The 22262-nt window shown below is 40.1% G+C and carries 20 protein-coding genes and 1 pseudogene; 15 read left to right on the top strand and 6 right to left on the bottom strand.

Features of this window, described 5'->3' with window-relative positions; genetic code table 11:
- The 4 genes from Q0O89_RS07930 to gyrB form a co-directional block, all read left to right on the top strand.
- A partial coding sequence (locus Q0O89_RS07930; protein ID WP_293731164.1) for a hypothetical protein occupies positions 1-187 on the top strand: 187 nt, incomplete at its 5' end.
- Between the two features lie 37 nt (positions 188-224).
- The gene (locus tag Q0O89_RS07925; RefSeq protein ID WP_293731163.1) at positions 225-1850 is read left to right on the top strand and encodes a phosphoethanolamine--lipid A transferase; all 1626 of its coding nucleotides are present in this window, start codon (positions 225-227) and stop codon (positions 1848-1850) included.
- 101 nt (positions 1851-1951) lie between these two features.
- Positions 1952-2428: a tRNA (uridine(34)/cytosine(34)/5-carboxymethylaminomethyluridine(34)-2'-O)-methyltransferase TrmL gene (gene trmL / locus Q0O89_RS07920; RefSeq protein ID WP_135710741.1), complete on the top strand. Its 477-nt coding sequence runs from the start codon at positions 1952-1954 to the stop codon at positions 2426-2428.
- 128 nt (positions 2429-2556) lie between these two features.
- Positions 2557-5004 carry a DNA topoisomerase (ATP-hydrolyzing) subunit B gene (gyrB, locus tag Q0O89_RS07915; RefSeq protein ID WP_293731167.1) on the top strand — a complete coding sequence of 816 codons (2448 nt, stop codon included), beginning with the start codon at positions 2557-2559 and terminating at the stop codon, positions 5002-5004.
- Positions 5005-5068: 64 nt separating this feature from the next.
- Here the strand turns inward: gyrB and rhaS are convergent, their stop codons facing one another.
- Entirely contained in the window at positions 5069-5890 is an 822-nt protein-coding gene (gene rhaS, locus Q0O89_RS07910) for an HTH-type transcriptional activator RhaS (RefSeq protein WP_273392442.1), read from the bottom strand.
- Positions 5891-6122: 232 nt separating this feature from the next.
- Between rhaS and rhaB the strand changes: the two genes are divergently transcribed.
- From rhaB to rhaM, 5 genes are all read left to right on the top strand, one after another.
- Positions 6123-7595 (top strand): rhamnulokinase, encoded by a 1473-nt coding sequence (gene rhaB / locus Q0O89_RS07905; RefSeq protein ID WP_293731161.1) that lies wholly within the window; start codon positions 6123-6125, stop codon positions 7593-7595.
- 2 nt (positions 7596-7597) lie between these two features.
- Positions 7598-8848 carry an L-rhamnose isomerase gene (locus Q0O89_RS07900; RefSeq protein WP_366516029.1) on the top strand — a complete coding sequence of 417 codons (1251 nt, stop codon included), beginning with the start codon at positions 7598-7600 and terminating at the stop codon, positions 8846-8848.
- A gap of 13 nt (positions 8849-8861) precedes the next feature.
- Positions 8862-9686: a rhamnulose-1-phosphate aldolase gene (gene rhaD / locus Q0O89_RS07895; protein ID WP_293731160.1), complete on the top strand. Its 825-nt coding sequence runs from the start codon at positions 8862-8864 to the stop codon at positions 9684-9686.
- 70 nt (positions 9687-9756) lie between these two features.
- Entirely contained in the window at positions 9757-10791 is a 1035-nt protein-coding gene (rhaT, locus tag Q0O89_RS07890) for an L-rhamnose/proton symporter RhaT (protein ID WP_293731159.1), read from the top strand.
- A gap of 12 nt (positions 10792-10803) precedes the next feature.
- Complete coding sequence (gene rhaM, locus Q0O89_RS07885) at positions 10804-11118, top strand: L-rhamnose mutarotase (protein ID WP_293731158.1); 315 nt, start codon at positions 10804-10806, stop codon at positions 11116-11118.
- Positions 11119-11186: 68 nt separating this feature from the next.
- On the opposite strand, the gene Q0O89_RS07880 is transcribed toward rhaM, so the two are convergent.
- From Q0O89_RS07880 to Q0O89_RS07865, 4 genes are all read right to left on the bottom strand, one after another.
- Entirely contained in the window at positions 11187-11804 is a 618-nt protein-coding gene (locus Q0O89_RS07880) for a glutathione S-transferase N-terminal domain-containing protein (protein ID WP_293731157.1), read from the bottom strand.
- A 9-nt stretch (positions 11805-11813) separates the two neighbouring features.
- Positions 11814-13061 carry a diaminopimelate decarboxylase gene (gene lysA / locus Q0O89_RS07875; RefSeq protein ID WP_293731155.1) on the bottom strand — a complete coding sequence of 416 codons (1248 nt, stop codon included), beginning with the start codon at positions 13059-13061 and terminating at the stop codon, positions 11814-11816.
- Between the two features lie 9 nt (positions 13062-13070).
- Positions 13071-13223 carry a lipoprotein gene (locus Q0O89_RS07870; RefSeq protein WP_293731154.1) on the bottom strand — a complete coding sequence of 51 codons (153 nt, stop codon included), beginning with the start codon at positions 13221-13223 and terminating at the stop codon, positions 13071-13073.
- A 108-nt stretch (positions 13224-13331) separates the two neighbouring features.
- The gene (locus tag Q0O89_RS07865) at positions 13332-14843 is read right to left on the bottom strand and encodes a CoA-acylating methylmalonate-semialdehyde dehydrogenase (protein WP_293731152.1); all 1512 of its coding nucleotides are present in this window, start codon (positions 14841-14843) and stop codon (positions 13332-13334) included.
- 222 nt (positions 14844-15065) lie between these two features.
- On the opposite strand from Q0O89_RS07865, the gene iolB reads away from it, so the two are divergent.
- The 6 genes from iolB to Q0O89_RS07835 all read left to right on the top strand — a co-directional run bounded on the left by iolB (position 15066) and on the right by Q0O89_RS07835 (position 21896).
- On the top strand, positions 15066-15899 hold the full coding sequence (iolB, locus tag Q0O89_RS07860) for a 5-deoxy-glucuronate isomerase (RefSeq protein ID WP_293731150.1): 834 nt from the start codon (positions 15066-15068) through the stop codon (positions 15897-15899).
- A gap of 66 nt (positions 15900-15965) precedes the next feature.
- Positions 15966-17102 (top strand): Gfo/Idh/MocA family oxidoreductase, encoded by a 1137-nt coding sequence (locus Q0O89_RS07855; protein WP_293731149.1) that lies wholly within the window; start codon positions 15966-15968, stop codon positions 17100-17102.
- A 309-nt stretch (positions 17103-17411) separates the two neighbouring features.
- The gene (locus Q0O89_RS07850; protein WP_293731148.1) at positions 17412-18347 is read left to right on the top strand and encodes a substrate-binding domain-containing protein; all 936 of its coding nucleotides are present in this window, start codon (positions 17412-17414) and stop codon (positions 18345-18347) included.
- A 65-nt stretch (positions 18348-18412) separates the two neighbouring features.
- Positions 18413-19348 (top strand): sugar ABC transporter substrate-binding protein, encoded by a 936-nt coding sequence (locus Q0O89_RS07845; protein ID WP_273316452.1) that lies wholly within the window; start codon positions 18413-18415, stop codon positions 19346-19348.
- Positions 19349-19387: 39 nt separating this feature from the next.
- Positions 19388-20902, top strand: coding sequence for a sugar ABC transporter ATP-binding protein (locus tag Q0O89_RS07840; RefSeq protein ID WP_293731146.1), 1515 nt, complete (start codon positions 19388-19390; stop codon positions 20900-20902).
- A gap of 37 nt (positions 20903-20939) precedes the next feature.
- Positions 20940-21896 carry an ABC transporter permease gene (locus tag Q0O89_RS07835; protein WP_293731145.1) on the top strand — a complete coding sequence of 319 codons (957 nt, stop codon included), beginning with the start codon at positions 20940-20942 and terminating at the stop codon, positions 21894-21896.
- A 146-nt stretch (positions 21897-22042) separates the two neighbouring features.
- Here Q0O89_RS07835 and Q0O89_RS07830 read toward each other — a convergent pair.
- Positions 22043-22262 (bottom strand): annotated as a pseudogene (locus Q0O89_RS07830) (transposase); the annotation flags it as partial.

Here is a 22262-nt window from a genome sequence, read left to right as displayed (position 1 = left end):
TCTTATCCTTTTAGTAGCGACAGTGTTATTTATTGGCATTTTCAGCGTCAATCTTATGCTTTTCTGGCTTTCTTTTATGGCGTTGATTTTTGGGGCGTTATTTATGCGCAAAACGCCAAAACACGCAACGATGTCTTTTGGCGACACTTGGCGTAATTCGCGTTTATTAGTAGCGATGATTGTTTAAAACGATTTTATTTTTAACCGCAGTTTTAGGAGTAAAAATGTCCTTTCGCTTACCACAATGGAAAATGTCATCTATCAAATTAAATTTGTTGTTGGCATTGTATTTTACCCTTGTTCTTAATATCGCGTTTTTCCGTGAAGTGATTTCCTTGAGTCATCCAACGGATTACTTTTTATTGACCACACCGTTGGTGTTATTTGTTGCTTGTAATATTGTGTTTAATGTGTTGTCTGTTCCCGTTTTACACAAAATAATTATTCCGGCCTTTTTGCTCATTAGCGCGGCGGTGAGTTATAACTCATTGGTGTTCAACGTCTATTTTGACCGCGATATGTTGACCAATGTGTTGCAAACAAACGTTGCAGAAAGCTCGCGCATGTTCAGTTTTTCCTATGTGGCGTGGTTGTTGGTGGTAGGTGTGTTGCCGACTGTTTTATATTTGTGCGTCAAAGTGGATTATAAAAAATGGTGGGTGGAATTGTTGGCGCGTATGGGATCGATTTTGGCATCCGCGTTATTTGTATTCGCTATCGGCGCCGTGTTTTATCAAGACTATGCCTCTTTTTTCCGCAACAACAAATACTTACCTCATTTGTTAGTGCCGTCTAATTTTGTTGGCGCGACAATCAGTAAAATTGAGTATACGCGTATGGAAAATATGCCCTTCGTACAAACAGGCATTGATGCCAAAATGGAAAAAACGGACGATGATGTGAATGTGTCTGTGATTGTGGTAGGCGAAACCACCCGTGCGCAAAACTGGGGGTTAAATGGTTATGGGCGTCAAACTACACCTTATTTAGCGGAACGGGTAAAGCGCGGTGAAAATCTGATTAATTTTACCGATGTGAGCAGTTGTGGAACCGCTACTGCCATTTCCGTGCCTTGTATGTTCTCTAGCTTAAACCGCAGCGATTATGACGCGGTGCAAGCCAATCATCAGGATAATTTATTAGACACCGTACAACATGCAGGCGTAAAAGTGCAATGGATTGAAAATGATGCGGGCTGTAAGGATGTGTGTAACCGTGTGCCAACCATCAACACCGTGGATTTACAAGTGCCGGAATATTGCACAGACGGCGAATGCCTTGACAATATTATGTTGCCTGAATTGGAAAAAGCGTTGGCTAATGCCAGCCAAGATACGGTGATTGTGTTGCATACTATCGGCAGCCACGGCCCCACTTATTTTGAACGTTATACAGAAAAAGAACGCCAATTTACGCCTACTTGTGATACCAAAGAAATTAATCAATGTTCACAGGTGGAATTAATCAATACTTACGATAACGGCATTCTTTATATTGATCAGTTTTTAGATAAAGTGATTGGGCAATTAGAAGCCTATCCGAATCTCAAAACATCCATGCTCTATCTTTCCGACCACGGCGAAAGTTTAGGGGAGAATAATATGTACTTGCATGCAACGCCTTATGCCATTGCGCCGAAAGAGCAAACGCAAGTGCCTATGGTGATGTGGTTTTCGCCAAAATGGATGGAAAATAAAAAGGTGGATTTAACTTGTTTGCGCCAAAACGCGAGTCGCCCTTATTCTCACGACAATTTTTTCCATTCGGCGTTGAGTTTAATGGATATGAAAATGGCGAGCGTCAAAGCCTACAATAAGGATTTAGATATTTTAGCAACTTGCCGAAAATAGATTTTAAGACTAGAATTTAGCGCAGTTATCATCTTGTAAAGTGCGGTGGAAAATTCAATGATTTTCTGACCGCGCTTTGCTGTTTTTGTAAGAGAACTGTTATGTTAGACATTGTTTTATATGAACCCGAAATTCCGCAAAATACAGGAAATATCATTCGCTTGTGCGCCAATACCGGCTTTCGTTTACATTTAATCGAACCCCTTGGTTTTACTTGGGACGATAAACGTTTGCGCCGTTCGGGGTTGGATTATCATGAATTTGCGGAAATTAAACGCCACAAAACCTTTGAGCAATTTTTAGCAAGTGAACAGCCGAAACGTTTGTTTGCGATGACTACCAAGGGCGGCCCTGCCCATAGCGATGTGCAGTTTGAAGTGGGGGATTATTTGATGTTCGGCCCTGAAACGCGCGGTATCCCAATGACCATTTTGGACAGTTTGCCGATGGAACAAAAATTGCGTATTCCTATGACGGAAAATAGCCGTAGTATGAATTTATCCAACTCTGTTGCAGTAGCAGTTTATGAAGCTTGGCGACAATTAGGCTATCAAGGTGCGGTGAATTTAAACCGTTGATTTCAGGCGTCAAATCTGACGCCTTTTTCCCATTCCAATACATACAAATCCGTGCTTTTCCGTGCATTTTCTGCTATAATCCCGCCTAATTTTTCATAGCAAAATAGAGATTTTTTATGTCAGAAAATATGACGGCAACAGATGCTTTAGAACAACAACCCGAATATGGCGCAAGCAGCATTAAAGTGTTAAAAGGCTTGGATGCAGTGCGTAAACGTCCCGGTATGTATATCGGGGACACCGATGATGGCACGGGTTTGCACCATATGGTTTTCGAAGTGGTAGATAATGCCATTGATGAAGCGTTAGCAGGACATTGTTCAGATATTATTGTTACTATTCACGAAGATAATTCTGTTTCTGTGCAAGATGACGGCCGTGGTATTCCTGTGGATATTCACCCTGAAGAAGGCATTTCGGCGGCAGAAGTGATTATGACCGTGTTGCATGCGGGCGGTAAATTCGATGATAACTCATACAAAGTATCAGGTGGTTTGCACGGTGTGGGCGTGTCCGTGGTGAACGCACTTTCCGATAAATTACAGCTCACTATTCGCCGTCAAGGTCATGTACACGAACAATTCTATCATTTAGGCGAACCGCAAGCGCCGTTAGCGGTAATTGGCGATACGTCAAAAACAGGGACAACCGTACGCTTTTGGCCAAGCCCAACGATTTTTACCAAAACCGTTTTTGAATACGATATTTTGAAAAAACGCTTGCGTGAATTGTCATTTTTGAACTCTGGTGTGTCGATTAAATTGATCGATGAACGCGATGGCACACAGGATCATTTCCATTACGAAGGCGGTATTCAAGCATTCGTGGAATTCTTAAACCACAACAAAACCCCTATTCATCAAAAACCGTTTTATTTCAGCGTAGAAAAAGACGGCATTGGGGTAGAAGTGTCGTTGCAATGGAATGACAGCTATAACGAAAATATTTATTGCTTTACCAACAACATTCCACAACGCGATGGCGGTACGCATTTGGCGGGTTTCCGTGGCGCGTTAACGCGTACCTTAAATGCCTATATGGACAAGTCGGGCTTGAACAAAAAAGGTAAGAGCGAAAAAGACAAAGTGGATACCTCGGGGGATGATGCGCGCGAAGGGTTGGTGGCGATTATTTCGGTGAAAGTGCCTGATCCAAAATTCTCATCACAAACCAAAGACAAGTTAGTTTCTTCCGAAGTCAAAGGCGCAGTGGAATCCGCCATGAATGAGCGTTTACAAGAATATTTGGAAGAAAACCCAAATGACGCCAAAATCATTGCCACTAAAATTGTCGAAGCCGCACGCGCGCGTGAAGCAGCGCGTAAAGCACGGGAAATGACGCGCCGCAAAGGGGTGTTAGATATTGCCGGGCTTCCGGGTAAATTAGCGGACTGCCAAGAACGCGATCCAGCTTTATCAGAACTTTACCTGGTGGAGGGGGACTCTGCGGGGGGGTCAGCAAAACAAGGGCGCAACCGTAAAAACCAAGCCATTTTGCCGTTAAAAGGGAAAATCCTAAACGTAGAAAAAGCACGTTTTGACAAAATGCTTTCTTCGCAAGAAGTGGGCACATTAATCACCGCACTTGGCTGTGGCATTGGTCGTGACGAATATAATCCTGACAAAATGCGTTATCACAAAGTTATTATCATGACCGATGCGGACGTGGACGGCTCGCATATTCGTACGCTTTTATTGACTTTCTTCTATCGTCAAATGCCTGAAATCATTGAGCGTGGCTATGTTTATATTGCCCAACCGCCACTTTACAAGGTGAAAAAAGGCAAACAAGAGCAATATATCAAAGATGACGAAAGCATGACCCAATACGAATTGGCGATTGCCCTTGAAGACGCGGCATTGTATGTGAACGAAAATGCACCGGCAATGAGCGGTTTGGCGTTGGAAAATTTAGTGTCGGAATTTAACAGCGTGAAAAAACTCATTTCGCGTTTACACCGCCGTTACCCTGAAGCCTTGCTGAACGAATTGATTTATCAACCTACGCTGACCAACGACATTTTAAGCAATCAAAGTGCGGTGGAAAATTGGGCAAATTCTTTAGTGGAAAGTCTGACTGCCAAAGATGTCGGGGGAAATCACTACAGCGTACGTACGCAATATAACGAAGAGCGTAAAGTACATGATGTAGTGTTAACCGTTCGTACTCACGGCATTGACCACGATTACTTCTTAGATTACAACTTTGTGAACGGTAATGAATACGCACGCATTGTAAAATTAGGTAATCAAATCAATGGCTTGTTGGAAGACAGCGCGTATATCCAACGTGGCGAAACCAAGAAACCTATTTCTAGCTTTGAAGAAGCCATGAACTGGCTTGTGGCGCAATCACGCCGTGGCTTAACGGTTCAACGCTATAAAGGATTAGGCGAAATGAACCCTGAACAACTTTGGGAAACCACCATGGATCCTGAAGCGCGCCATATGTTGCAAGTCACCATCAAAGACGCCGTAGAAGCGGATCAACTCTTCAGCACACTCATGGGTGACGAAGTAGAGCCACGCCGCGAATTCATCGAACATAACGCTCTACGCGCGAATTTGGATGTGTAGAAAATTGTGTTAAAACAAACCGCGCTTTGACTGAGAATCAAAGTGCGGTTTTTATTAGAAACTTTTACCCTCTTAGTGCTTTGGGCATCATATTAAATTCATTTTTAAAACAAGTTGAAAAATAGCTGCTATCATTGAAACCACAATCTAGTGCAATATCAACAATGGGTTTATCCGTGTATCTCAATTGATAATAAGCATTTGATAAACGTAGTTTAGACACATAATTTTGTGGCGTTAATCCAGTTTGAGCTTTGATAATACGATATAAAGTTCGAGTTGAGCAATTGAACTTTGCAGCCAAGTTTTCCCAGTTAATCTCAGTTAAGAAATTATGATTAATCCAATTTAAAATTTGGCGACCTTTTTCTTCTGTCGTTCCTTTTTTATTTTCATCAATATAATGATCTTGTAGTAAGGTCACTAATTGAAAAAATGAATATTCTTTTTCTAGCTCGATATTTTTAGCATTTGCATTATCTTGATACTTTATCAGCGTATTGACATTTTGATTAATCAAATGAAGTGTATTTTGGTTCACAATTTTATAGCTTGCCTGATCAGGTTTAAGATTTTTAAGTAATGTATCTAAATTCTGAATAAACTTAAAATCATTGTAATCTTTCAGCAAAATATTGGTGAGATGTAGATTTTGCACGTTTTCATATAAATGATGATCTGCCGCATCAATATAAAGCACCATGCCTTTATATAATTCATGTGGATAACCATTGAGAATATGGCGTCCTTGTCCATCTGTTACAATCACAAGCTCGCTAAAATCATGGGTATGTTCCGGAAAATTACTTTGTGGCGCACGTGGTTCGATAGCCAGTTGTTGTTGATTGGAATTAAAGAAATCTTTAAATGACAATTTTTCAATCATACCCATTCCCCTTTTTCATGAAAGTCTCTTTATAGTCAGAATAGCATAATAATCAATAAAGAAATGACGTTATTCCATGCTATTTGAGATTAATTCTTAAATCTGTGAGACAGATCACGTCCAGTTTTAAAATTTGGACAAAAGTTACAAAAATATGGCAACCAATTAAATGCTGATATTCACCTTGCTAATTACACTTAATTCCAACTTAAAGCCAGTTGGAGTAGGAAATATGAGCATTCTTAATATTGCAGCGGTCGATCTTGGCGCATCTAGCGGACGTGTGATGTTAGCAACTTATCATACTGAAAACCAACGTATTTCTTTACAAGAAATTCACCGTTTCAAAAACCAATTTATCGATCAAGAGGGTCATGATTGTTGGGATTTAGCTTATCTTGAACATGAAATTGTGACAGGTTTACACAAAATTCTTAATTCAGGAAAAAGCCTACATAGTATTGGTATTGATACATGGGGTGTGGATTATGTGTTATTAGATCAACAGGGTAAAGTGATTGCACCAACCTACGCATATCGTGATCATCGAACTAACGGCGTAATGCAACGGGTACAAGACGAATTAGGTAAAGAAAACATTTATCGTAAAACAGGTATTCAATTTTTAACATTCAACACACTTTACCAACTTAAAGCCATGGTCGATGAACACCCACAATGGCTAACACAAGTAAAAGATTTTGTGATGATTCCTGATTATTTGAATTATCGTTTAACCGGCGTGATTAATCGTGAATATACCAATGCCACAACCACTCAGCTTGTGAATGTCAATATTGATAGTTGGGATACGGCTCTTTTAGATTATCTCGGTTTACCAGCAAGTTGGTTTGGGCGTATTCGTCACCCAGGGCATCAACTTGGGTTATGGGAAAACAGCGTTCCAGTAATGTCAGTAGCTAGCCATGATACTGCAAGTGCGGTCATTTCCACACCACTTTCTGATGAAAATGCAGCATATCTTTGCTCTGGTACTTGGTCACTGATGGGGTTAGATACTACAACCCCTTGTACGAACGATAAAGCAATGCACGCCAATATCACCAATGAAGGCGGGGTTGATGGCCATTATCGCGTATTGAAAAATATTATGGGGTTATGGTTGTTCAACCGAATCTGTACTGAACGTAATGTCACGGATATTCCAAGTTTAGTTAAACAAACAGAAGCAGAACCCGCATTCAGAAGTTTGATTAACCCAAATGCAGACTGCTTTTTAAACCCAGTCTCAATGGTTGAAGCTATTCAACAATATTGCCACGAACACAATCAACCTATTCCAGAAACAACACCACAATTAGCACGCTGTGTATTTGATAGCCTTGCCATGCTCTATCGTAAAGTTGCCTTAGAACTTTCTGAGTTACAAGGAAAACCTATTAGCGCTTTACATATTGTTGGTGGCGGTAGTCAAAACGAATTCTTAAATCAACTTTGTGCCGATCTTTGTGGCATTGATGTCTTTGCAGGACCGGTTGAAGCATCTGTACTAGGCAATGTAGGTTGTCAATTAATGGCATTAGACCAAATTCACAATGCTGCAGAATTTCGTCAGTTGGTGGTAAAAAGTTTTCCACTAAAACATTTCAAAAATCGACCGTACTTTATGCCGGCTCAACAGTTAGAAGCAAAATGGCGTGAATTCTGCGCATTAAATTATTCTCAACAAAAAGAAGGAAATTGATTATGAGTAACGTACAACAAGCTTATGAATTAGCGAAAACACAATTTGCCGATATTGGTGTAGATACTGAACAAGCCATTGCACTACTTGATAAATTACCGATCTCAATGCATTGCTGGCAAGGGGATGATGTAGGTGGTTTTGAACAAGGCGCAGGCGATTTAAGTGGTGGTATTCAAGCCACAGGCAACTACCCTGGTAAAGCACGTACAGCACAGGAATTACGCGCGGATTTAGATAAAGCAATGTCTTTAATTCCAGGTAAAAAACGCTTAAATTTACATGCGTCTTATTTAGAAGCAGATCACAAAGTTGATCGTAATGAAGTAAAACCCGAACATTTTGCCAATTGGGTTGCATGGGCAAAACAAAATAATCTCGGCTTAGATTTTAACCCAACTTATTTCTCTCACCCATTAAGTGCAGAAGCAACCTTAAGCCATCAAAATAAACAAATCCGTGATTTTTGGATTGAGCACGGTAAAGCCTGTCGCAAAATTTCAGCATATTTTGGTAAAGAACTCGGTACTACGTCAGTGATGAATATTTGGATTCCTGATGGTAGTAAAGATTTAGTGGTAGATAGATTTGCTCCACGACAACGTTTAGTTGAATCGTTAGATGAAATCATTAAAGAGAAAATTGATCCTAAATATCATTTAGATGCGGTAGAAAGTAAATTATTCGGTATTGGTGTTGAATCTTACACGGTCGGTTCAAATGAATTTTATGCCTCTTATGCTGTTTCACGTGGTACCGCGTTATGTTTGGATGCAGGACATTTCCACCCTACAGAAGTTATTTCAGACAAAATTTCAGCTGTCATGCCATTTATTCAACATTTGCTCTTACATGTTAGTCGCCCTGTCCGTTGGGATAGTGATCATGTGGTATTGCTCGATGACGAAACACAAGCTATCGCAAATGAAATTATTCGTAACCAATTATTTGATCGTGTTCATATTGGGTTGGATTTCTTTGATGCTTCAATTAATCGTATTGCAGCTTGGGTTATTGGTACACGTAATATGCAAAAAGCGCTATTAAAAGCGTTACTTGAACCAACTACCGAATTACGTAATTTAGAAAATTCTCGTGACTTTAGTGCGCGTCTTGCTTTGCTTGAAGAGCAAAAATCTCTACCTTGGCAAGCCGTTTGGGATATGTATTGTGAACGTCATAATGTACCTGTTGGTCGCCGTTGGTTAGATGAAGTTAGAGCTTATGAAAAAGCTGTTTTAAGTCAACGTTAATAAGGAATTGACTATGCAAAATATTTTAAATTCTTGGTTTGTGCAGGGAATGATCAAAGCAACTCACGATATGTGGTTAAAAGGTTGGGACGAACGCAATGGTGGCAATGTTAGCCTACGCTTGCTTGATGATGATGTAGCATCTTATAAAAGCGATTTCTACCAAAATCCACGTCATGCAGAAATTACGCAAGATGTGACCGCACTTGCAAACCACTATTTTATCGTAACAGGTTCAGGAAAATTCTTTCGTAATGTCATTATTGACCCAGCGGATACATTGGCAGTAATCAAAATCGATGAACAAGGCAAAGGTTATTACATTATGTGGGGACTCGTAAATGGTGGTGTTCCTACCTCAGAATTACCTGCACATTTGCAATCTCACATTGTGCGAATGAATGTTAGTAATGGCAGAGATCGCGTCATTATGCACTGTCATGCGACTAACTTGATTGCATTAACTTATGTACTTGAATTAGATCCTAAAGTATTCACCCGTGAATTATGGGAAATGAGTACGGAATGTTTGGTGGTATTTCCTGAAGGAGTTGGTGTGCTTCCTTGGATGACACCAGGTAAAGATGAGATTGGTTATGCCACGGCAAAAGAAATGATGAAACATTCTCTCGTACTTTGGGCATTCCATGGTGTTTTTGGTACCGGTCCAACGCTTGATGATGCTTTCGGTTTAATTGATACTGCAGAAAAATCAGCGGAGATTTTAGTGAAAGTGTTATCCATGGGCGGGAAACGTCAAACTATTCAAACTGATGAGTTTAAATTACTCGCACAACGCTTTGGTGTAACGCCAATGAATGGCGTTTTGGAAAGCTAAGCCATAAAAGGGTTATAGCGCTACAGCAAAGTGCGGTTAAAAAATCAATTATTTTGACAAGGAGTTCATTATGGGTAGCTCAATTTTATTAGGTATTTTCTGGCACTTTATAGGTGCAACATCAGCCGCTTGTTTCTATGCACCAATGAAAAAAGTTACTAATTGGTCGTGGGAAACAATGTGGGCGGTCGCTGGGTTATTTTCTTGGGTAATATTGCCTTGGGGAATTAGCTATTGGTTACTGCCTGATTTCGGTGCTTATTATTCATCATTTGGTGGTAATATTTTATTACCAGTGTTCTTATTCGGTGCCATGTGGGGAATTGGGAACATTGGCTATGGTCTAACCATGCGTTACCTTGGTATGTCAATGGGTATCGGTATTGCCATTGGTATCACCTTAATTATTGGTACCCTAATGACCCCGATTTTACAAGGACGTTTTGGTGAATTGCTTACAAGTTCAGGCGGACAAATGACATTATTAGGTGTGCTTGTAGCTGTTATTGGTGTGGCAGTTGTATCATACGCCGGTGTGCTCAAAGAAAAAGCCATTGGTGTGACAGCAGAAGAATTTAATTTGAAAAAAGGTCTCGCCCTAGCGGTAATGTGCGGTATTTTTTCCGCTGGGATGTCCTTTGCAATGAGTGCTGCAACGCCAATGCATGAAGCTGCCGCAAATTTAGGCGTTGATCCACTTTATGTCGCCTTACCTAGCTATGTAGTGATTATGGGTGGTGGCGCAATTATTAATTTTAGTTTCTGTATCATTCGTTTAATCACCCGCCCTGAACTCTCTTTCAAAGCCGATATGAGTGTTGCAAAAAGTTTACTTATCTCGAATGCACTCTTTGCTGCTCTCGGTGGGATTATGTGGTACTTCCAATTCTTCTTTTATGCTTGGGGACATGCAAATATCCCTTCTGAGTATGGCTTTATGAGTTGGATGTTGCATATGAGTTTCTATGTACTTTGTGGTGGAATTGTTGGATTAATTTTACACGAATGGAAAAATACAGGTGTGAAACCAACACGAGTGCTTTGCATTGGTTGTTTAATTATCGTGTTAGCTGCAAATATTGTTGGTTTAGGTATGGCGAATTAAAAGGAGTAAATTATGATTAGAAAAGCATTTGTTATGCAGGTTAATCCAGATTGCCATGCAGAATATAAAAAACGCCATGATGAGATTTTTCCTGAATTGGTAGAAGAATTAAAATCTCATGGCAGTCATCATTATTCTATTTTTCTCGATAAAGAACGTAACCTATTGTTTGGTTATGTGGAAATTGAAGATGAAGCACGTTGGAACGCCATTGCGCAAACGGCAGCTTGCCAAAAATGGTGGGCATTTATGAAAGATATTATGCCGTCTAATCCTGATAATAGTCCGATTTCTCAAGAATTAGATCAGGTATTCTACTTAGAGTAAAATACATCAAAACACACCGCACTTTGAGCTTAACACTCAAAGTGCGGTTTTATTTTTGCCGTTTTAAACTAAGCCGGTAGCCCTTGTTTGGCTAGTGCGGCTTTGACGCCTGGGTTTTCGCTGACGCGTTGGTAGAAAGGTTCTAGGTGAACGAGTGGGCTGTAATCTAAGCCGAGTAGTTTGCACCAACGGAGTTCTACGTATAAGTAAATATCTGCGACAGAAAGTTGTTCGCCAAAATAAAGGTGTTGGCTTAAATGTTCGTTAGCGATAGTCAACAAGGTAAGAACCTGTTTAGCGGCGGCTTGACGAATGCTATTGGTTAACTCTTCGTTGCCTTTTGCGTAATCAGGTAAGTGGAATAATGGCCCAAATGCTTTGTGTAAATCGGCATTGCAGAACGCCAGCCATTTCATGGCTTTAGCTTTGTCTTGGGCGGTTTTGCTTCCAAATAATTTTGCATCAGGATTGAGAGCGTCCAAATAGCTTAGAATAGCCACGTTTTGTGATAAAACAAAATCGCCGTCAATTAACAATGGTACAGAACCTTGAGGATTTAAGGCTAAATATTCCGGTTTTTTGATTTCTTCACGATTTGCTTCAATTGCAACGTAAGGTTTACCAACCCATTCAAGAGCGATATGTGGCACGAGTGAGCACGCGCCTTTTAAGTAATAAAGTTTCATTTTTTATCCTTAAGGCAAGAGATTTTCCAATTGCCATAAATTTTCGTAATTTTCACGGCGGCGGATTAAGTGAGCTTGGTCGCCATCAACCATGACCTCAGCGGTGCGTGGGCGTGAGTTGTAGTTGGAACTCATGCTTGCACCGTATGCACCTGCAGAACGTTGAACAAGGTAATCACCTGCTGCAACGGCTAATTCACGTTGTTTACCTAAGAAATCAGAAGTTTCACAAATTGGGCCAACGACGTCATAAACCGCTTTGTCTCGGTTTAAAGTGCGGTCGGCTTCGATGATGTTCATGTAGGCTTCATAAAGTGCAGGGCGGATCATGTCGTTCATTCCTGCATCTACAATAGCAAAATTGCGGCTTTCGTTGGTTTTGATGTATTCCACTTTGGTGACTAAAATTCCTGAGTTAGCGGAGATTGCGCGACCTGGCTCAAGAATAATTTCGAGATCGAAGTTTTTTAATTTTTCTAAGAGGGCTTTGGTGTAATCCGTTGGGTGTGGCGGTGTTTCATCGGTGTAAGTGACGCCTAAACCACCACCAAGATCTAAGTGTTTCAGCGCAATTCCATCTTGTTTTAACTGTTCCATTAATACAATTAAACGGTCTGTGGCATCTAAGAAAGGTTGCAATTCGGTGAGTTGTGAACCAATGTGGCAATCCATTCCGGTTATTTTTACATGTTCTAAGGTGGCCGCAAGGCGGTAAACTTCGCGAGCTTGTTCAACGCTTACACCAAATTTATTTTCTTTTAGCCCTGTGGAAATGTAAGGGTGTGTTTTGGCATCCACATCCGGGTTTACGCGTAATGAAATGGGGGCAATTTTTCCCATTTTTCTCGCAACATCGTTGATTCGGTGCAGTTCAGGGATGCTTTCTACGTTAAAACAACGAATACCTACTTCAAGGGCGCGTTCAATTTCTTTTTCCGTTTTGGCGACACCAGAGAAGACAATCTTGGAGGCTTCACCGCCGGCAGCGAGTACGCGTTCGAGTTCACCTTGAGAAACAATATCAAAGCCTGAACCCAGTTTTGCCATGGTTTGTAAAATGGCGATATTTGAGTTTGATTTGACGGCAAAGCAAATTAAATGCGGGTGATCACCAAAGGCGTTATCAAAGGCGTGCCAATGACGCTCGAGTGTGGCTTTGGAGTAGATATAAAGTGGTGTGCCAAATTCTTGGGCAAGTTGTGTAATCGGCAAGTTTTCGGCATAAAGTTGGTTATTTTTGTATTGGAAAAAATCCATAATTTTATCCTATTTAGGCTGTGTTTGATTGGGTTGTTGTTCTTGTTGTGGTTGATTTTGTTGTGCTTCTTCCGCTGGAAAATAAAGTGGGCCTTTTACGCCACAAGCTGTCAGTAAGCCACAAAGTGCGGTTAAAAAGAAAAGAGAAATGTGTTTTTTCATAATGGCTTCCTTATGAGTGAATATGGTAAGGATTCTACACTATTTTGTGATAAAGATAAAAAAAGAAGAGAGCGAATGGCTCTCTTCTTGAAGGATTTGAGGTTAAGATTACATGGTTGGCATACTAAATGATGCGCCACCTTCTAATACTGCACGGCTAGGCCAACGTGTTGTGATAGTTTTCATTTTGGTATAGAAACGGACAGAATCTGGACCGTAAGCATTTAATGTGGTGTAAGCAGAATCTTTCCAACCACCGAAGCAGTGGTAAGCGATTGGTACAGGAACAGGCACATTAACGCCGACCATACCAACTTGAACACGACTGGTAAATTCACGTGCTGCGCCACCATCCGCAGTAAAGATGGCTGTACCGTTACCGTAAGGGTGGTTGTTAATCATTTCCATGGCTTCTTCAAAGCTATGGGCGCGAACAATGCCGAGAACCGGACCGAAAATTTCTTCTTGGTAGATCACCATATCTTTGGTGACTTTGTCGAATAATGTCCCACCAATGAAGAAACCGTTTTCAAAGCCGGCCGGTTTTTTACCGCGACCATCCACTAATAATTCCGCGCCTTCTTTCACCCCTTGATCAATATAGCCAGTCACTTTGTTTAAGTGATCTTGGGTAATTAATGGGCCGAAATCCATTTCTTTTTCACCTGCTGGCGTCATGCCTGGACCGAAACGAAGAGCTTGAACTTTTGGAATTAAGGCTTCTACCAATTTATCTGCAGTGGCATCATCAATGGTCACCGCTAACGCAAGTGCCATACAGCGTTCGCCTGCCGCGCCATAAGCTGCCCCCAATAAGGCGTTGGCGGTAAATTCAATATCTGCATCAGGCATAATTAAGGCAAAGTTTTTCGCCGCACCTAATGCTTGAACGCGTTTGCCATGGGCTGAACCTACGCTATAAACACTTTTTGCCGCTGGCGTTGAGCCCACAAAACTTGCCGCTTTAACACGTGGATCTTGTAATAAAATTTCATTATCGCGGCGACCGCCATGAACCACATTAAATACGCCGTCCGGCAATCCGGCTTCTTTTAATAATTCTGCCAAGCGAATGGATAAACTTGGGTCAGCTTTGGCCGGTTTTAAGATGAATGTATTACCGCATGCTAATGCGACCGGGAACATCCACATTGGCACCATCGCCGGGAAGTTAAATGGGGTGATACCAATGGTGACCCCTAGCGGTTGCATTGTTGAATGTACATCAATGCCACGGCCTACTTGTTCAGAGAATTCGCCTTTTTGTAAGTGTGGAATGCCACATGCAAACTCAACCACTTCTAAACCGCGTTGAAGTTCACCTTGTGCATCAGAGAATGTTTTACCATGTTCTTCGGTGATGAGTGCAGCGAGTTCATCCCAATCACGTTCTAAGAGTTCTTTAAACTTAAATAAAATACGCGCACGGCGTAGTGGTGGTGTTGCTGCCCATTCCGGGAATGCCGCTTGCGCCACATCAATAGCTTCATTGACTTCTTCAGGGGTACTCATCACTACTTGGCGAATTTGTTGACCTGTTGCAGGGTTGTAAATTGGATGAATTTCAGTGCCTTTACTTGCTACTTGTTTGCCATTAATAAAGTTATAGACTGTTTCCATTCTGGACTCCTTACATAAAATAAATTATCTCATCGGCACAGCAATTTGCCTTTGTATAGGATAGGCGGATATTCAAAAAATTCAATTCGTTTTTTGCAAAAAATAAAATAAATGTTTCATTTTGTGATCTATGTCTTATTTTTAAAAAAATGTTATAGCAGTTTTTGGCTAAAAGCGTATTATTTAACCGCAAACTGATTTTTCTTTATATAGGAGAAAGGTATGAGTTATTTATTGTCAAAATCAGGTAAACAAGCACCAAAATCCAATGGTGAAGTTCAGAAAATTACCCCTGAAAGTGCCAATTGGGGGTATGTTGGTTTTGAAATGTACCATTTAAATGAAGGGCAGACGTTAGATTTTAATACCGAAAATACCGAAGCTTGTTTTGTGCTTGTATCAGGTTATGCAACGATTTCTGTGGACGATACAACCTTTGAAAATCTCGGTAATCGTCATTCACCTTTTGAAAAGGTTCCACCTTATTCGGTTTATGTGCCTCATGATAAAATCGCAAAAATTATTGCCAATACTTATCTTGAATTAGCGGTTTGTCGTGCTCCAAGTCAAGGACACTTACCTGTTCGAGTTATTCGTCCTGAGGATGTGGGCGTTCTTACCCGTGGCTTTGGTAATAATAAACGTTTGGTTCATAATATTTTGCCGGAAACGGAGCCGGCGGATGCCTTGTTAGTGGTTGAAGTCTTTACCGATGAAGGCAATACCAGTTCTTATCCAAGCCATAAGCATGATAATAAACAGAGTGAAACCGAAACCTATTTGGAAGAAACCTATTATCACCGTTTCTCACCCGCTCAAGGTTTTGCCTTACAAAGAGTTTATACAGACGACCGCACTTTAGATGAATGTATGGCGGTTTATGATGGTGATGTTGTGCAAGTACCAAAAGGTTATCATCCGGTGGCGACCATTGCAGGGTATGATAATTATTACTTAAATGTCATGGCCGGTCCTGTTCGTCAGTGGAAATTTACTTGGGAACAAGATCATTTTTGGGTCAACTCTCAAGATTATGCCAACAAGTTTGGTGAGTAATCGATAAAACTAAGGGATTGAATCTCTTAGTTTTTTATTTTTTATAGGAAAAATAAGGTGGTTATGATGAAAAAAGTCAGAATTGGTTTAATTGGAACGGGTTATATTGGTCGTTGTCATGCCATAGCTTATGCACAAGCACCGACAGTTTTCAATTTAGACGGTGAGCTAGAACTGGAATTTTTAGCGGAAATTACACCGGAACTTGCCGCTCAAAAAGCAAAAGAATTTGGCTTTAATCGTTCAACTGGTGATTGGCGAGAGGTGGTGAGTGATCCGAATGTGGATGTAGTAGATATTTGTACGCCTAATTTTTTACACAAAGACATTGCTTTAGAAGCTATTCGTCATGGTAAGACAGTCTATTCGGAAAAACCGCTAGCATTAACTTCAGCGGATGCCAAAATCATGCATGAAGAAGCGCAAAAAGCCGGAGTGAAAACCCTAGTGGGCTTTAATTACATTAAAAACCCTACTACCCAACTTGCGAAAGAAATTATTGAACGGGGGGAAATTGGTGACGTCATTCATTTTTATGGCACTCATAATGAAGATTATCTCGCCAGCGCAGAAGCGCCGTTAGATTGGCATTGCGTCAAAGCTAAAGCCGGTTTGGGAACCTTGGGGGATTTAGGGGCGCATATTGTGCAAATGGCGCAATACCTTGTTGGGCAAGATATTGATTCTGTTATTGGTGATATGCAAACCGTGATTAAAGAACGGCGCAATCCACAGAATTTATCGGAATATCTTCCGGTGGAAAATGAAGACCAAGCCACCGCACTTTTACGCTTTGAAAACGGTTGCATGGGAACCATTGAAACCTCTCGCATTGCCAGTGGGCGTAAAATGGGGCTAAGCTATGTGATTACGGGAACAAAAGGCACAATCACCTACACGCAAGAGCGTATGGCGGAATTAAAACTTTATATTCATAGTGATGATCCTGCTCGTCAAGGTTTCAAAACTATTTTAACAGGACCGTTGCATCCGGATTATAAAAATTTCTGTGTCAGTGCAGGGCATGGTATCGGATTTAACGATCAAAAAACCGTAGAAATTCGTGATTTAGTCAATGGCGTGGCCAATAATCAAACGATGTACCCTGATTTTGAAGAAGGCTTTAAAGTATCGCGAGTGCTTGATGCTATTGCACTGTCTTGCCATGAAAAACGGTGGGTTGATGTAAAAAGTGTTGCTTAGTGATTCTTGATAATGATAGGAGGCGGATTGAATATCCGCCCTTAAATTTCTTGTCCGAAAGTATACCGTTTTTCTTTTATTCGATTTTTCTATTTTCTTCCGCAAACTAAAAAATTCACTCAAAAAACACGATCTACTTCACAAATTTGCAACATCATGATTGCAGAGGCTATTGCTAAATGATATACATAATTCAGACAATTTATTTCAAATTGTCATAAAGTTGAAATTTATATTGCATGGATGCTTTAGTGCAATATAGCCGTATTTCTCAGTTGGATTAACACTCAATCTCCTAGGAGTAGCGTTATGAAAAAGACATTATTAGCAATGTTATGCGGTGGTTTATTATTAACTTCACAAGTGGCGATGGCGAAAAATATCGTCATTGGTGCGCCAATGGTTTCCTTTGCCGATAAATGGCAAACCTATTTGCAAGATGCTTTACGTGATTTTGATGCAAAACATGACGATGTTGAAATCAAATTAACTGATGCCAATGCCGACCCGGAAAAACAACTTAGCCAAGTAGAAAACTTTATTCATGAAAAAGTAGATGCATTATTGGTTGTGCCAACGGACCCAACTATTGTGAAAAAAATTGGACGTTTAGCGAAAAAAGCGAATATTCCTCTTATTGTTGTGAACCGCAAACCAAATGATGAAGATATGAAATTAGTCACAAGTTATGTGGGGTCAGATGAAATTGAAGCAGGACGTATTCAAGCAGATTATGTGATTAATACACTTAATGGTAAAGATGCGGAAGCTCTCGTATTAATGGGTGTATTAGGACAAGATGCGGCAACAAAACGTACTGAAGGTGTAAAAGAGATCTTTGCACAACATAAAAACACCAAAGTTTCTTCAGAACAAGAAGGCAAATGGGAACGCGACAGAGGCCAAACTATCGCTGAAAATGTGCTTGCTGCAAATAAAAAAATCAATGTTGTTGTGAGCAATAATGATGAAATGGCAATTGGCGCATATCTTGCCACGAAAAAATTGGGTCTTAAAGATGAAGATGTACTTATTGTGGGGGTTGACGCCACACCTGATGCACTTGAATTCTTAGGTAAAGGTTTAGATGCAACTGTATTCCAATCCGCTCAAGGTCAAGGCTTTACTGGCGCTGAAACGGCTTATAAAGCTGCAAAAGGTGAGAAAGTGGAGCATGTGAACTGGGTTCCATTTGAACTTGTTGTACCGGCCGATAAGGAAAAATATCAAGCGAAATATAAATAACTAGCTATATAAAGGGTAGTACTTTTACCTACCCTTTAATTTTTATCATATACATAGGTGATCTTATGCTAAAAAAATTATTACCTACTTTATTGGGGCTAACCCTTTTGGCTCCCGTTGTATCCGCAAAAGAGCTTGTTATTGGTGTGTCAATGTATAGTTTAGCGGACAAGTACCCAACCTATTTGCAAGATGCGATGAAGAAATTTGATGATGAAACGCCAGATGTCAAATTTAAATATGCAGATGCAAATTCAGATCCTGCAAAAATGCTAAATGATGTTGAAACATTTATCCATTCTAATGTAGATGGTTTACTAGTGATGCCAACGGATCCTGACATCATGAAAGCCATTGGCATAAAAGCTAAAAAAGCTAAAATTCCTCTTGTGGTTGTGACAAGTAAGCCGAAAGAGGAAGATATGAAATATGTATCAACTTATGTAGGCTCTGAAGAAATTAAAGCAGGCGAGATTCAATCTGATTTCATTATTCAGCAATTAAATGGACAACCTGCAGAAGCCATTATTTTAATGGGACCGCTAGGTTGGGACGCTCAAATTAAAAGAACTGAAGGTAATGAAAAAATACTGGCTACACATCCTGAAATTAAAGTTGTAAGTAAGCAAGAAGCTAAATGGGATCGTGCAAAAGCTATGGATATCACAGAAAATTTATTAGCAGCCCATAAAAATATCAAGGTTATTTTTAGTAATAATGATGAAATGGCGATTGGTGCTGTACTGGCAGCACAAAAGCGCGGTTTAAAAGATGAGGACTTATTGATTGTAGGCATTGATGCAACACCAGATGCATTGGAGTATTTGGGTAAAGGGTTAGATGCAACCGTTTACCAATCAGCTTCAGGACAAGGACGAGCTAGCGCAGAAATGATTTATAAAGCAGCAAAAGGAGAGACAGTTCCAAAATATAAATGGATTCCTTTTGAATTGGTAACACCAGATAAGAAAGATCTCTATATAAGTAAATATAAAGAGTAACAACAATAAAAACTTCTAATCAGAGTTAAGGAGTTCTCAATGACGGACTTAAATCGTTCTCCATACATTCTCGAAATGCGAAATGTGTCTAAAACATTTCCAGGGGTAAAAGCATTAGATGGAATTAATTTAAAAGTTAAACGTGGGAGTGTTCACGCGCTAATGGGGGAAAATGGTGCGGGTAAATCAACCTTAATGAAAGTGCTTTATGGTATTTATATTCCCGATGATGGTGGTGAATTAATTCTTGATGATAAACCCTTCAAGCCAAGTCGTCCGATTGATGCTATTCGTAGCGGTTTAACCATGGTTCCACAAGAAATTTCCCCTGCGGCCAATTTAACCATTGCGGATAATTTTTATCTAGGGCGTGAAATTACACAAGGTGGTTTTTTCCTTAATCAAAAAGAAATGGATCGTAAGACCGAAGAAATTCTCAAAGAACTTGGCGTGCCAATGGATGTGACTGCCAAAATGTCTGATGTTTCGGTGGCTAAGGCGCAATTAGTTGCCATTGCGACCGCAGTTTCCAATGATGCCAAAATTATCATTATGGACGAACCAACGACCGCACTTACTGAAAGAGAAGTAGAGCAGCTCTATAAAATTATTGAAACTGTTAAAGCTCGTGGTATTGCCATTATCTTTATTTCACACAAATTGGATGAGGTGTTTAGAGTTTCAGATGAGATTACGGTGATTCGTGATGGTCAATATGTTGGTACTAAACCTACCGCGGAAGTGACCAAAGAAGAGCTAATTTCGATGATGGTTGGACGCGATATGTCGGAAATGTTCCAACGAGAACGTTTTGAACTCTCTGATGAAATCGCCCTAGAAATCAAAAATTTCACCCGAGAAGGTAAATATGAAAATGTTAGCTTTAGTGTGCGCAAGGGAGAAATTTTTGGTATCGCAGGCTTAGTGGGAGCCGGACGTTCTGAAATTGTTGAAAGCTTATTCGGGTATAAACCTGCTGATAGTGGTGAAATTTATATTCGTGGTGAAAAAGTAGAAATTCACAATCCACTCGATGCCATGAAATATAAAATTGGTTTTGTGACAGAAGATCGTAAATTGACAGGCCTATTCTTAAATTTAAGTATTACTGACAATATGATTATGCCGGAAATGTCACCTTATTTAGAGAATTTCTTGGTTTCTGTCACTAAATCGCAAAAAACCGCGAATGAGCAAAAGGATAAGCTCAAAATTAAGGCACCGAATGTGGATGTTATCACGAATAATCTTTCAGGCGGTAATCAACAAAAGGTTTTGTTAGCACGTTGGTTATTACTTGAGCCGGATATTCTTATTTTGGATGAGCCAACAAAAGGGATTGATGTTGGTGCCAAGGCAGAGCTTTATAAATTGATGGTTGAATTATCAAAACAAGGTAAAACCATCATTATGATTACCTCTGATATGTTGGAATTATTATCAATGAGCGATCGAGTGATGGTCATGCATGAAGGTCATCAAGCAGGCATTATTCCACATCAAGAATTAACCCAAGAGCGAGTCTTAGCACTAGCATCAGGACTGACTCAATAAAATAGGACAATCAAATTGTTTAAATGAGGTATGTATTATGTCACAAGCAACTTTGAAAAAAATTCTCAATGCATATGGAATGGTGTTTATTCTTATTGCTTTGTTTCTAGTATTATCTGCATCGATTGATGGTTTCTTCTCTGCCCGTACGGTTTGGAGTATTATCGAACAAGTTTCCATGTTTGGTATCATCGCAATTGGTGTCACTTTCGCGATTATCACCACAGGGATTGACTTATCCTCCGGTTCCATGGTTGCTTTAACCTCAGTGGTTGCAGCCTCGTTCGTTACAGGAGGAGATGCTGCAAGCTCTGCCATTCTTGCCTTTGCGATATCCTTGGCTCTTGGCGCATTCTTAGGTGCTGTTAACGGTGGATTAACCGCACTTGGCGGTATTCCGCCATTTATCGCGACATTAGGGATGATGATTATTGCGCGTGGTGCAGCACAACTTTACTCTAATGGTCGTCCAATCGATGCATCATCTGAAGCCTTTACTTGGATTTCAGACGTTAGCATCTTTGGTTTACCAGGTTTAGTGATGCTTTACATCATTATTGTTATCTGCTCACATATTTTATTAAGCCGTTCAACCTTTGGGCGTCATGTTTATGCCGTGGGTGGTAACCTAAATGCAGCTAAAATTTGCGGTATCAATACAACAAAAACTTTAATTCTTGTTTACACCTTTGCGGGTGCATTATCCGGTCTTGCCGGTGCATTATTAGCTGCACGTACTTACGCAGGTAACCCATCTTATGGTTTAGCTTGGGAACTTGATGCTATTGCTGCAGCGGTAATTGGTGGCGTATCATTAAGTGGTGGCTTTGGTACGATTCCAATGTGTGTTATCGGTGCATTAATTATTGGTACAACAAACAAAGGCTTGAATATGTTAGGTGTTGACCCATATTGGCAACAAATTGTCAAAGGTGGCATTATCGTTGTAGCCGTATTACTCGATACCTTAAAACGCCGTAAAAAAGGGGCGTAACGAGTTAAATTTGAGATGTTATCTCTGATGGGCAAACTGAAAGGTTTGCCCTGTTTTTTATGGCATAGTAGACAAAATGGTTGCTAATTTTGTAAAAACTATGCCTATATGACAAAGTGGTTGCTAATGAATATTTTTAATTATTCTTAGCAACTCTTTTTATTTAAAAAATCCTTTATAAACATAATCTTATGTTTCTTCGTTAAGCCTGCATGATGGGATAATTTCTCCTTAAGTTGTCCAAATAAGTTTTCAAGTCTATTTGTCGTTTTTTCGATATTTAAATCGCCATACTTTTCATAGGTAAATAAATAATCCATATAACGTTTAAAACTATGATAAGCACTTCTTACATTCCGATGTTTA

The organism is uncultured Actinobacillus sp., assembly GCF_945915845.1.
Lineage (GTDB): Bacteria > Pseudomonadota > Gammaproteobacteria > Enterobacterales > Pasteurellaceae > Exercitatus.
The sequence above is the reverse complement of the archived record's forward strand: the minus strand, read 5'-3'. Positions and strand labels throughout refer to the sequence as shown.

Bases quoted from the DNA above. Each gene is read 5' to 3' on its own strand.
- rhaS (WP_273392442.1), bottom strand. From the start codon at position 5,890: ATGATTGAAAAATTGTCATTTAAAGATTTCTTTAATTCCAATCAACAA.
- Q0O89_RS07845 (WP_273316452.1), top strand. From the start codon at position 18,413: ATGCTAAAAAAATTATTACCTACTTTATTGGGGCTAACCCTTTTGGCT.
- rhaB (WP_293731161.1), top strand. From the start codon at position 6,123: ATGAGCATTCTTAATATTGCAGCGGTCGATCTTGGCGCATCTAGCGGA.
- trmL (WP_135710741.1), top strand. From the start codon at position 1,952: ATGTTAGACATTGTTTTATATGAACCCGAAATTCCGCAAAATACAGGA.
- lysA (WP_293731155.1), bottom strand. From the start codon at position 13,061: ATGGATTTTTTCCAATACAAAAATAACCAACTTTATGCCGAAAACTTG.
- Q0O89_RS07835 (WP_293731145.1), top strand. From the start codon at position 20,940: ATGTCACAAGCAACTTTGAAAAAAATTCTCAATGCATATGGAATGGTG.
- rhaM (WP_293731158.1), top strand. From the start codon at position 10,804: ATGATTAGAAAAGCATTTGTTATGCAGGTTAATCCAGATTGCCATGCA.
- Q0O89_RS07925 (WP_293731163.1), top strand. From the start codon at position 225: ATGTCCTTTCGCTTACCACAATGGAAAATGTCATCTATCAAATTAAAT.
- Q0O89_RS07880 (WP_293731157.1), bottom strand. From the start codon at position 11,804: ATGAAACTTTATTACTTAAAAGGCGCGTGCTCACTCGTGCCACATATC.
- rhaD (WP_293731160.1), top strand. From the start codon at position 8,862: ATGCAAAATATTTTAAATTCTTGGTTTGTGCAGGGAATGATCAAAGCA.
- Q0O89_RS07855 (WP_293731149.1), top strand. From the start codon at position 15,966: ATGAAAAAAGTCAGAATTGGTTTAATTGGAACGGGTTATATTGGTCGT.
- iolB (WP_293731150.1), top strand. From the start codon at position 15,066: ATGAGTTATTTATTGTCAAAATCAGGTAAACAAGCACCAAAATCCAAT.
- Q0O89_RS07850 (WP_293731148.1), top strand. From the start codon at position 17,412: ATGAAAAAGACATTATTAGCAATGTTATGCGGTGGTTTATTATTAACT.
- Q0O89_RS07870 (WP_293731154.1), bottom strand. From the start codon at position 13,223: ATGAAAAAACACATTTCTCTTTTCTTTTTAACCGCACTTTGTGGCTTA.
- Q0O89_RS07840 (WP_293731146.1), top strand. From the start codon at position 19,388: ATGACGGACTTAAATCGTTCTCCATACATTCTCGAAATGCGAAATGTG.
- Q0O89_RS07900 (WP_366516029.1), top strand. From the start codon at position 7,598: ATGAGTAACGTACAACAAGCTTATGAATTAGCGAAAACACAATTTGCC.
- rhaT (WP_293731159.1), top strand. From the start codon at position 9,757: ATGGGTAGCTCAATTTTATTAGGTATTTTCTGGCACTTTATAGGTGCA.
- Q0O89_RS07865 (WP_293731152.1), bottom strand. From the start codon at position 14,843: ATGGAAACAGTCTATAACTTTATTAATGGCAAACAAGTAGCAAGTAAA.
- gyrB (WP_293731167.1), top strand. From the start codon at position 2,557: ATGACGGCAACAGATGCTTTAGAACAACAACCCGAATATGGCGCAAGC.